Consider the following 10,575-nt stretch of genomic DNA (forward strand, 5'->3'; position numbering starts at 1 on the left):
TTCGTTAATCCGTCGGTGGCTTGAGGCGCACTCGGCGCCGTGGTGCGGCCTCCTCGGTGGGCACCTTGCCGACGATGCCCGCCTGGGGAGCGTCCTCCACCTCCACGGCGAAGGTCACCAGCGGGTCACCCACGGGGACGACCTGCTCCTCCCGCGCGTGCAGCTCCACCACACGCCCGGCCTTGGGAGAGGGGATGACCACGGCGGACTTGGTGGTCTCCACTTCGACCAGTGGATCGTTTCGGCCGATGGTGTCCCCCACCGCCACCTGCCACTCCAGGACCGTCGCCTCGACCAGCCCCTCACCGAGGTCGGGAAGGGTGAAGGTGATGTTCTCTTGGGCCATGTGGGCTAATACTCCAGGGTTCGCTGGACCGCGAGGAGCACGCGGTCGATCGTCGGCAGGTACTGGGGTTCCAAGGGGCCGGCCGGGTAGGGGACGTCGAAGCCGGTGACCCGCTGCACCGGCGCGGCCAGGTCCCGAAAGCAGCTCTCCGTGATCAAGGTGGCGACCTCTGCGCCGAGCCCGGCGGTGAGCGGGGCCTCGTGGACGACCACGGCGCGTTTGGTGCGCGAGACCGAGGCGGCCAGCCCCGCGGCATCGATGGGCTTGAGCCAACGCAGATCCAGTACCTCCAGCTCCACACCATCCTCGGCGGCCAATTCGGCGACCTGAAGGCACTTGTGCACCATGGCGCCCCAAGCGATGAGGGTGCCGTGACGGCCGGAGCGGACGATACGGCTGGCGCCGATGGGGTCGGTGGGTTCACTCAACCGCACCGGCCGCCTATCCCAGTAGCGGGCCTTGGGCTCCATGTACACGACCGGGTCGTCGGAGCGCACCGACTGCAACAGCAGGCTGTAGGCCTCGGAGGGGTCGGAGGGTGCGACCACCTTCAGTCCAGGGGTGTGCGCGAAGAGCGCTTCCAGGCTCTCCCCGTGGTGTTCGGGGGCTTGGATACCGCCGAAGGAGGGCAGGCGCAGGGTGATGGGCATGGGTGCGGCGCCACGGGTGCGGTAGTTCATGCGCGCCACCTGGTTCACGATCTGGTCGATGGCGGGGTAGGCGAATCCGTCGAACTGGAGCTCGGGGACGGGCCGCCATCCGTTCATGGCCAGACCGACCGCCATGCCCATGATGGCGGACTCGGCCAGCGGCGTGTCGAAGACGCGCTGTTCACCGAATTCCTTCTGTAGGCCGTCGGTGACGCGGAAGACCCCGCCGAGGGTTCCGACGTCCTCGCCGAAGACCAAGACCTCGGGGTCCTCGGTGAGCAGGACGCGCAAGGCCCTGTTGATCGCTTGTTGCATGGACAATTCCACCGTCTCGCCCTCGGTGGCCGGGGCGGCGCGCTCGATCAGCTCGGTCACGGCTCGACCTCTTCCTTCCAGGTGCGGTACTGCCGGGTCAGCTCTTCGGTGGTCTCCCGGAACACGTGGGTGAACAGCTCGGAACCATCGGGTTCGGGAGCGTTCGCGACACCATCGCGGATCTCCTCGGCCCGGCGTGCGGCTTCGGCGTCGACCCTGGCCAGGTACGACTCGTCGGCGTGCCCGGCCTCCAGCATGGCGGTGCGCAACAGGAGGAGGGGGTCGCGCTCACGCCACTGGTCGGCCTCGGCCTCGTTGCGGTAACGACCGGGGTCGTCGGAGGTGGAGTGGGGTTCGACGCGGTAGGTCAGTGCCTCGATGACGGTGGGGCCGCCGCCTTCTCGGGCACGCCGCACGGCCTCGGCCGTGGCCGTGTGAACAGCGCCGACGTCGTTACCGTCCACGAGTACGCCGGGCAGGCCATAGCCCTGGGCACGCGCGGCGATGGAGCCACCGGCGACCTGGTGGTGGTTGGGCACCGACAGGGCCCACTGGTTGTTCTGGCAGAAGAAGACGACCGGCGCCGTGAAGACCCCGGCGAAGTTCATGGCCTCGTGGACGTCGCCCTCGGAGCTGGCACCGTCACCGAAGTAGGCCATGGCCACCCCGTCACCGCCGCGGAGTCTTTCGCCGACCGCCCAGCCCACGGCGTGCGGGACCGGACCTCCGACCACGGCGTTGATGGCACCGAAGCGCGAGTCCATGACGTCGTAGAGACCGCCGTGCCACAGGGCGCGGTGGGTGGCCATGTAACCGACCATCTCGACACCGTAGGTCAGGGCGGCGGCCATCTCCCGGTAGGTGGGAAAGACGAAGTCACGGGTGGGGTCGAGTGCGGCGGCTCCACCGACCTGCGCGGCCTCCTGGCCTCGGACGGAGACGTAGGCGGGAAAGACGCCTTGGCGTTGCAGGGCGATGGCCTCGGTGTCCAGATCACGCGCGGTGCGCATGTCGCGGTAGAACCCGCGAGTGAGTTCGGGTGACAGGTGCTCCACGGAGATGGTGCCCTGCCCCGTCGACTCTGGGGATGGCATGGCGAGCGGCTCCCAACGTGGCCTTGGGCGCGCGGTGGCGCGCCACCGGGCTCGGGGTGGTCACGGTCTTGCCTAGATTCTCCGCACAACTGGACAGTTCCGCTAGATATGCGCGAACAGTCGAGACACAAGCGAACATATAGAGCCGCATGCTTCGTATGTGTCTAGTATCGACCACTCCAGGCCAATGAAAACGACACACAGCGCCAAACATCACGAATCACCATCAACTCGCCCTAGCACACCAAGGAAGGGACACCAAGGTGTTGCGATCCGAACACAAAGGGTGCACGGACGGCGGCGGGCGCATACCTTCGAAACCCCGCCTACAGGAGTCGTTGTATGTCCCTACAGATACGACGAACAGGCCCGAAATGGCCCTTTGAACGAGAATTTCTGATCGGAATCACCTGCTTCGGTGTAGTTACCGGTCAGTCGGGGAAACCCACGACTCATCTCGAGCGTCAACCATGAGTACAGTCGGAACTTCTCCGCCACGCTCTTGCTTGGCGGTTCGCACAAGAGGTCACCGCGCGCATCCCCCGACCCCCTACCCCCTCACACCACTGACCGCCCGGACGTGCGCACCGCATCTCGCCGACTGAGATTTCGATAGACGAGAACAACGTTCACCTGGTATTTCCTTAGCTTCCTGTCAAGGAAGACAGTGAGGAGCCGGGCACCACGACAAGAGCACATGAGGAGCACGCACATGGCCATGGGCGACCAGCGCAGGAACGGCCGGCGGCCGGACTCGACCGACCAGACCATCCTGAGCGCTCTCGCCAAGGACGCTCGAACCGGCATAACGGAGATCGCCGCGCTGGCCAACGTATCCCGCGCCACGGCCTACAACCGGATCAAGCGATTGACCGACGAAGGCGTCATCCGCGGCTACTCCGTGGTGACCGACCACTCCAAGATGGGTCTGGGCGTCACCGCGCTCGTACTCATCTCCGGCAGCCAGCCCGACTGGCGGGCCAACCGGGAGATCCTCTCCTCCTACCCGGAGATCGAGTACTGCTGGTACGTGGTCGGTTCCGCCGACATCGTCCTGCTGGTCCGCGTCGCCAACACCAACCAGCTACGCGACCTGATCCTGACCCGACTCCAGGCACTGCCCGGAGTGACGTCCACCCAGACCCTCACCGTTATCGACGAGGTCGTCCATCGTCCCGTCGTGGAGCCCTCGAACGGAGGAGAATGACCCTTTTGCGCCTCATCCCCTGACCACGTCGGCGACAGCTGCCATCAGCTCGGACAACACCCGTGAGCCCTGCGCGCGGATGGCCGCGACATCGCCCCCGGCCCCCGACACCACCTCGGCGTAGGCCTTCAGCTTGGGCTCGGTCCCCGAGGGGCGAAGCGTGACCCGGCCCCGCAGACCGCCCTCCAGCTCGAAGCGCAGAGCGTCGGTCGGTGGCAGCCCTTGGTGTCCGTCGACGAAATCCACGACCCGGGCCACCTTCAGCGGTCCGAACGCGGCGGGCGGTTCGGCGCGCAGCCGCCGCATCGCCGCGGAGATCTCCGTCAGGTCCTCCACCCGAACCGACAGTTGGTCGCTCAGGTACAGGCCATACTCCCGGGCCTGGTCATCGAGCAGGTCGAGCAGCGTGCGGCCCTGCCGTTTGGCGGTCGCGGCCAGCGCCATCGCCGTCAACGCGGCACCGATCCCATCCTTGTCGGCGACCGGTCGTCCCTCGTCACCGCCGACGCAGTAACCCAGTGCCTCCTCGTAGGAGAACACCCGACTCTGACCCGGGGCCCCCGCGCGGGCCAGCCACTTGAAGCCGGTCAGGGTCTCCTCGTAGTGCACTCCCCTGGCCCGGGCGATCTCACCGAGCAGGCTGGAGGAGACGATGGAGGTCGCCACCACCCTGCCGTCCCCACTGGTGTGGTCGAGGACGTACTGGGCGAGCAGCCCGCCCACCTCGTTGCCGGTGAGCATCCCATGTCCGGGCACCGCCAAGGCCAAACGGTCGGCGTCGGGGTCGTTGGCCACGATGAGGTCGGCGCCCTCACGCTCCCCCAGTGCCAGGGCCAGGTCCATGGCCCCGGGCTCCTCCGGATTGGGAAAGTCCACCGTGGGAAAGTCCGGGTCGGGATCGAACTGCTCGGCGACCACCGTGGGACGGGCGAACCCGGCCCGCTCCGTGGCCTCCATCAGTACCCGGCCACCCACACCGTGCATGGGCGTGTAGACCACCGACAGGTCCCGGTCGGTGCCCAGCGGCAAGGCGGTGACGGCGCTCAGGTAGCGGTCCAGGGCTTGGGGCCCCAACACGGTCCAGTCCCGTCCCAGTGGTAGATCTCCCACCGGACCGACGGCGTCGATGGCGGCGGAGATCTCGGTGTCCACCGGAGAGACGATCTGACTGCCGGCGTCGTCACCCTGGCCACCGACGTACACCTTGTAGCCGTTGTCCTGGGGTGGATTGTGGCTGGGGGGGCNGGTCACCACGATCCCCGCGTCCGCGCCCAGGTCGCGCAGGGTGTGGGCCAGTACCGGCGTGGGCAACGGCTCGGGGAGCAAGCAGACCCGGTGTCCGGCTCCGGTGAGGACGGCGGCGCTGTCGTGGGCGAAGTCCACCGAACGGTGCCGGGCGTCATAGCCGATCACCACGTGCCCACCCCCCGCTCCGAGCCAGGAGGCGATACCCGCCGCCGCTCGCATGACCACGACACGGTTCATTCGGTTGGGCCCGGCCCCCAACGCGCCGCGCAGGCCGGCGGTGCCGAACTCCAACTTCGTGGAGAACCTGTCGCGCAGGTCGGCGATGGCGGCCTCATCGCCCTCCTGTGCCCGAGTGATCAGGGCGGACAGTTCGTCCCGAGTGAGGGGGTCCGGGTCCTGGGCGTGCCAGTCCCGGGCCATCGCGAGGAGTTCGGTGTCGGTCATCGATCTACCTTTCGTTCAGGGCCGAGCCCGAGTTCAGAACTTCGCGACGATGTCGGCGAGCAGGCGACCGACGGTCTGGGCGGAGTCGCGGCCGGCGGCCAAGACCTCCTCATGGTCGAGGCCGGCGTCCTGCAGACCGGCGGCGATGTTGGTGACCAAGGACATGCCCAGCACACGAGCGCCCGCCTCACGTGCGGCGATGGCCTCCAAGACCGTGGACATGCCGACCAGGTCGGCGCCCACGGCACGGAGCATTCGGATCTCGGCCGGGGTCTCGTACTGCGGGCCGGGCATGGCCGCGTAGACACCCTCGGCCAGGTCGGGGGCGACTTCGCGGGCGATGCTCCGCAGCTCGGGGCTGTAGGTCTGGGACAGGTCCACGAAGGTGGCACCGGTCAACGGCGACTTCGCGGTCATGTTGATGTGGTCGGCGATGAGCACCGGGGAACCGACGGAATAGTCCGCGTTGATGCCGCCCGCGGCGTTGGTGAGCACGACGATCTCGGCACCGGCGGCCACGGCCGTGCGAACGCCGTGCACGACGGGGTCGGTACCGTGTCCCTCGTACAGGTGGGTGCGACCCACGAACGTGAGGATGTTACGGTCACCGGCGGCGATGGAGCGGATGGTACCGCTGTGGCCGGCCACGGCCGGGGCCAAGAAGCCGGTCAATTCGGCCGAGGGCAGTTCGTTCTCGACCTCGCCCAGCAGGTCGGCGGCGGGGGCCCAGCCCGAGCCCAGGACCAGGGCCACGTCGTAGCGGTCCACGCCGGTGCGTTCGCGTAGTTCGGCTGCGGCCTGCGTCGCGTTCTCCTGGGGTGTGCGGGTCACTGCGGTTCTCCGTTCGTCGGTGCCGCGTGCGCGGCGCGAAATGGGTTCGTGGTGGCCAAGGGGTGCACCATCACGTCTTGAGGGCCCGCGCTCCCGGGAATGGTGGTTCCGGTGAAGGCGAAGCCGGCGGTCCGGTGGACGCGCCGGGCGGGCAGGTCGCCCTGATCGACGCACGACACGATCCGGTCGACGTGCGGTGCGACCTCGGCGACCGGTCGGTCCAGCAAAGGCGAGGAACACCAGGCGTGGCCGATCCCTCGGCCCCGCCATCGTGGTGTGACGTGGTAGACGCGCGGTAGGACGACACGTTCCGGTCCAGGACGCCGAATCCGGCACAGGCCGGGACCCTCGCCAACGGTGATGCTCAACGCGGCTCCGGGAGTCGAGGAACCGGGTGCGAACCGGTGTTCAGCGGGCGGGAGAACACACTCTGCCACCCACGCTCACCGGCGTCATGGCGACGGCCGGTGGGGGTGAACCCGGCCGCACGGTAGGTGCGCTCCCCCTGGTCGTTGCCGTCGTCGAGGCACAGGATGAGGTGCTGGGCCTGGGGCGCGACCTGGGCGACGAGCAGGTCGATCAGTGGGGCGCTGCACGAAGCACGGCCGATGCCGCGTCCCTGGTGTTCGGGGGTGACGTAGAAGGCGCGCAGCAGGACGGCGGTCTCCGGAGCGTCGACCAGCTCACGCAGATGGCCCACCCGGTCGATGATGCCGAACCCGGCGCAGGCGTCCAAGGCGCGAGCACGGTCGGTCAGGTCACCTTCGTTGAGCACGATGGCGTAGGGGAAACGGTCGGGGTCGGCGTCGGCGCGCGGCAGGGTGTGCACCGCCTCGTCGACGAAGCGTCGCTGGTCGGGGACGACTCGGTGACAAGAGACGACCTCGCGCAGCAGTTCTACCTGGGGGGTGTTGCGGTCCAGTCGGACCAGGCGCAGTCCGGGCACGCTCCGATGTTCGAGCGCGGGGGTCTCAGCCTGTTCGGGGGTGTTCGCCGGCACCTTCATCCTCCAGTCGACTGTGGGATGCAGCCCGCCCCGGGCTCGGGCGGGCCGGATCGTCAGTCTTACATCCCCACCGGATGCCAAACCGTCTTGGTCTCCAGGAAGGGTGTCATCCGGGAGGTACCAGGGTCGGTGTCGAGCCAGGCCTCCTCGCCGCCCTCGGCCTCGGGGCCGGGACGCGACACCCGGGTGAGGGTGGTGGCCGCGCTCTCCTCGAATTCGACGGCCAGGTCGCCGGCCCCGGTCAGGTCCAGGGCGTTGACGTCGGCGTGCGCGGCCAGGTGCGGACCGAGTTCACCCACCTTGCCGGTGAGGACGTTGACCACACCGCCGGGCACGTCGGAGGTGGCGAGCACCTCGGACAGATCGATGGCGGGCAAGGGTACGGACTCGGAGGCGACCACCACGGCGACGTTGCCGGTGGCGATGACCGGGGCCAGCACCGAGGTCAGGCCGAGCAGCGGCGCGTGCCGGGGGGCCAGCACCACGACCACACCGGTGGGCTCGGGCGCCGAGTGGTTGTAGTACGGCCCGGCCACGGGGTTGGCTCCCCCGATGACCTGGGCGAACTTGTCGGTCCATCCCGCGTAGTAGACCCAGCGGTCCACGGCCGCGGACACGATCCGGCCGGCCTCGGCACGGTCCGTCCCCTGGGCGGCGACCAACTGGTCGACGAATTGGGCGCGGCGTCCCTCCATGACCTCGGCGATCCGGTAGAGGATCTGGCCTCGGTTGTAGGCGGTGCGTCCGGACCAGCCACCGAAGGCCTTGCGGGCCATGGCGACGGCGTCACGGGCGTCCTTGCGAGAGGCCAGCGAGGCGTTGGCCAGGTGGGTGCCGTCCGCTGCGGTCACGGGGTAGCTCCTGCCGGACTCCGAGCGGGGGAAGGCCCCGCCCATGTAGAGCTTGTAGGTCTTGAGAACGCGCAGTCGGTCCGGGGCCGTACCCGCCTTGGTCTTGGCACCCTTCTCGGACGTACCCTTGCTCTTCTTGTTCTCGCGCCGCTCAGCCAAGGTAGGCCTCCAAACCGTGTCGCCCGCCCTCGCGGCCGTATCCCGACTCCTTGTAGCCGCCGAAGGGGCTGGTCGGGTCGAACTTGTTGAACGTGTTGGACCAGACCACGCCGGCCCGTAGGCGCTCGGCGGTCCAGAGCATCCGTGAGCCCTTCTCGGTCCACACCCCGGCGGACAGTCCGTAAGGGGTGTTGTTGGCCTTGGCCACGGCCTCCTCGGGCGTGCGGAAGGTCAGCACCGACAGCACGGGACCGAAGATCTCCTCGCGAGCCACCCGGTGGGCCTGACTGACTCCGGTCAGGACGGTGGGCGCGAACCAGTAGCCGGTCTCGGGCAACTCGCACGCCGCGGACCAGCGTTCCACGCCCTCCTCGTCCGCGGTGGCGGTGAGTTCACGCACGCGTTCCAGTTGGGCGGCGGAGTTGATCGCACCGATGTCGGTGTTCTTGTCCAGCGGGTCGCCCAGACGCAGCTTCTCGATACGTGCCTTGAGCCGGGGCAGGAACTCTTCGGCGATGGATTCCTGGAGTAGCAGGCGTGAACCCGCGCAGCACACGTGGCCCTGGTTGAAGAAGATGCCGGAGACCACGCCTTCCACGGCCTGGTCGAGGGCGGCGTCGTCGTAGACGATGTTGGCGCCCTTGCCGCCCAGTTCCAGGGTGAGGCGTTTGTCGGTGCCGGCCACGGCGCGGGCGATCCGTCGGCCCACCTCGGTGGAGCCGGTGAAGGCCACCTTGTCGGCGCCCGAGTGCTCGACCAGGGCCCGCCCGGTCTCCCCCGCCCCGGTGAGGATGTTGACCACGCCCGGGGGCAGGTCCGCCTCCTGGCAGATCTCGGCGAAGACCAGGGCGGTCAGCGGGGTGGTCTCGGCGGGTTTGAGGACCACGGTGTTGCCGGTGGCCAGGGCCGGAGCGACCTTCCACGCCAGCATCAGCAGCGGGAAGTTCCACGGGATGACCTGAGCGGCCACGCCCAGCGGTCGCGGGTTCGGACCGAATCCGGCGTGGGCGAGTTTGTCCGCCCAGCCCGCGTAGTAGAAGAAGTGCGCGGCGACCAGCGGCACGTCGACGTCGCGCGTCTCCTTGATGGGTTTGCCGTTGTCCAGGGTCTCCAGGACGGCGAGCTCGCGTGAGCGTTCCTGGATGATCCGGGCGAGGCGGAACAGGTACTTGCCGCGTTCGGCGCCGCTCATGCGGCCCCACACGGTCTCCTGGGCACGGCGGGCGGCGGCGATGGCACGATCGACGTCGGCCTCGCCGGCCACGGCCACCCGGGCGAGTTCCTGCTCGTCGGCGGGGTTGAGGCTGGTGAGGTACTCCCCGCTTCGGGCCGGGGTGAACTCGCCGTCGACGAACAGGTCGTAGGTCTGGCGCAGGCTGATGACGGAGCGGGACTCCGGTGCGGGTGCGTAGTCGAAGGTCACGGCTAGTCCTGCGTGTAGTAGTCGGGGCCCGGGTAGGTACCGGTGGTCAACCTGGTGCGTTGCATGAGCAGGTCGTTGAGCAGGCTGGAAGCACCGATCCGGAACAGATCCGGGGTGAGCCACTCCGGCCCGGCGGTTTCGTTGACCAGGACCAGGTTGCGGATGGCGTCCTTGGTGGTGCGGATGCCGCCCGCGGGTTTGACGCCGATGCGGCGGCCGGTGGTGGCGTGGTGGTCTCGCACCGCCTCCAGCATGATGAGCGTGACCGGCAGCGTGGCCGCCGGGGACACCTTGCCGGTGGAGGTCTTGATGAAGTCGCCCCCGGCCCGCATCGCCAGATACGAGGCGCGGCGCACGTTGTCGTAGGTGACCAGCTCGCCGGTCTCCAGGATGACCTTCAGGTGGGCGTCACCGCAGGCCTCCTTGACCGCGACGATCTCCTCGTACACCTTCAGGTAGTCACCGGACAGGAACGCGCCACGGTCGATGACCATGTCGATCTCGCTCGCACCGTCGGCCACGGCCCGTCTGGTGTCGGCGAGCTTGACCTCCATGGGAGCGCGGCCGGCGGGAAAGGCCGTGGCCACCGAGGCCACGCCGATGCCGGTACCGCGCAGCGCCTCCACGGCGACGGCGACCATGTCCGGGTAGACGCACACGGCACCGACCTTGGGTACGGTGCGATCCATCGGATCGGGCAGGGCGGCCTTGGCGCACAGGGACCGGACCTTGCCGGGGGTATCGGCGCCTTCGAGGGTGGTCAGGTCCACCATGGAGATCGCCAGGTCGATGGCGGCCGCCTTGGCGGTGGTCTTGATGGATCGGGTGGACAGGTCCTGGGCCCGGGCTCGGGCGCCGACCTCGTCGACACCGGGCAGGCCGTGCAGGTAGGCCCGGAGTGCGTGGTTCGTGGTCGCCTCGGGCGCGGTCGCGGTGTGTGGCACGGGCACCTACAGCTTCGTCGGTTCGCGGTGGCCGCCGGCCGCCGACCGGCGGAGAAC

11 protein-coding genes are annotated in these 10,575 nt (G+C 68.8%); 1 reads left to right on the forward strand and 10 read right to left on the reverse strand.

Annotated elements, in window-relative coordinates; translation table 11 throughout:
• Positions 1 to 4: 4 nt before the first annotated feature.
• The 3 genes from D472_RS0118135 to D472_RS0118145 are packed head-to-tail and all read right to left on the reverse strand — an operon-like array spanning position 5 to position 2,405.
• Positions 5 to 346 (reverse strand): biotin/lipoyl-containing protein, encoded by a 342-nt coding sequence (locus D472_RS0118135; protein WP_017605892.1) that lies wholly within the window; start codon positions 344 to 346, stop codon positions 5 to 7.
• Positions 347 to 351: 5 nt separating this feature from the next.
• A complete protein-coding gene (locus D472_RS0118140) occupies positions 352 to 1,371 on the reverse strand; it encodes an alpha-ketoacid dehydrogenase subunit beta (protein ID WP_017605893.1) in 1,020 nt (339 codons plus the stop codon).
• Entirely contained in the window at positions 1,368 to 2,405 is a 1,038-nt protein-coding gene (locus D472_RS0118145) for a thiamine pyrophosphate-dependent dehydrogenase E1 component subunit alpha (RefSeq protein WP_026117830.1), read from the reverse strand. Before D472_RS0118145 ends, D472_RS0118140 begins: the two co-directional genes overlap by 4 nt.
• 712 nt (positions 2,406 to 3,117) lie before the next feature.
• Here D472_RS0118145 and D472_RS0118150 point away from each other — a divergent pair.
• Positions 3,118 to 3,612, forward strand: a complete 495-nt coding sequence (locus D472_RS0118150; protein WP_017605895.1) for an Lrp/AsnC family transcriptional regulator — start codon at positions 3,118 to 3,120, stop codon at positions 3,610 to 3,612.
• A 12-nt stretch (positions 3,613 to 3,624) separates the two neighbouring features.
• On the opposite strand, the gene D472_RS0118155 is transcribed toward D472_RS0118150, so the two are convergent.
• From D472_RS0118155 to deoC, 7 genes are all read right to left on the reverse strand, one after another.
• Entirely contained in the window at positions 3,625 to 5,304 is a 1,680-nt protein-coding gene (locus D472_RS0118155; protein WP_017605896.1) for a phospho-sugar mutase, read from the reverse strand.
• A gap of 33 nt (positions 5,305 to 5,337) precedes the next feature.
• Positions 5,338 to 6,135: a purine-nucleoside phosphorylase gene (locus tag D472_RS0118160; protein ID WP_017605897.1), complete on the reverse strand. Its 798-nt coding sequence runs from the start codon at positions 6,133 to 6,135 to the stop codon at positions 5,338 to 5,340.
• Positions 6,132 to 6,503 carry a GNAT family N-acetyltransferase gene (locus tag D472_RS26870; RefSeq protein WP_051046026.1) on the reverse strand — a complete coding sequence of 124 codons (372 nt, stop codon included), beginning with the start codon at positions 6,501 to 6,503 and terminating at the stop codon, positions 6,132 to 6,134. Before D472_RS26870 ends, D472_RS0118160 begins: the two co-directional genes overlap by 4 nt.
• Positions 6,500 to 7,135, reverse strand: a complete 636-nt coding sequence (locus D472_RS0118170; RefSeq protein ID WP_017605899.1) for a GNAT family N-acetyltransferase — start codon at positions 7,133 to 7,135, stop codon at positions 6,500 to 6,502. Before D472_RS0118170 ends, D472_RS26870 begins: the two co-directional genes overlap by 4 nt.
• A 65-nt stretch (positions 7,136 to 7,200) precedes the next feature.
• The gene (locus D472_RS0118175; RefSeq protein WP_017605900.1) at positions 7,201 to 8,151 is read right to left on the reverse strand and encodes an aldehyde dehydrogenase family protein; all 951 of its coding nucleotides are present in this window, start codon (positions 8,149 to 8,151) and stop codon (positions 7,201 to 7,203) included.
• On the reverse strand, positions 8,144 to 9,574 hold the full coding sequence (locus D472_RS0118180; RefSeq protein WP_017605901.1) for an aldehyde dehydrogenase family protein: 1,431 nt from the start codon (positions 9,572 to 9,574) through the stop codon (positions 8,144 to 8,146). Before D472_RS0118180 ends, D472_RS0118175 begins: the two co-directional genes overlap by 8 nt.
• Positions 9,575 to 9,576: 2 nt before the next feature.
• Complete coding sequence (gene deoC / locus D472_RS0118185; RefSeq protein ID WP_017605902.1) at positions 9,577 to 10,524, reverse strand: deoxyribose-phosphate aldolase; 948 nt, start codon at positions 10,522 to 10,524, stop codon at positions 9,577 to 9,579.
• Positions 10,525 to 10,575 lie beyond the last annotated feature (51 nt).

The organism is Nocardiopsis alkaliphila YIM 80379 (genome assembly GCF_000341005.1).
Classification (GTDB): domain Bacteria; phylum Actinomycetota; class Actinomycetes; order Streptosporangiales; family Streptosporangiaceae; genus Nocardiopsis; species Nocardiopsis alkaliphila.

Coding starts and splice junctions, on each gene's coding strand:
- D472_RS0118150 (WP_017605895.1), top strand. CDS start 3,118: ATGGCCATGGGCGACCAGCGCAGGAACGGCCGGCGGCCGGACTCGACC.
- D472_RS0118145 (WP_026117830.1), bottom strand. CDS start 2,405: ATGCCATCCCCAGAGTCGACGGGGCAGGGCACCATCTCCGTGGAGCAC.
- D472_RS0118135 (WP_017605892.1), bottom strand. CDS start 346: ATGGCCCAAGAGAACATCACCTTCACCCTTCCCGACCTCGGTGAGGGG.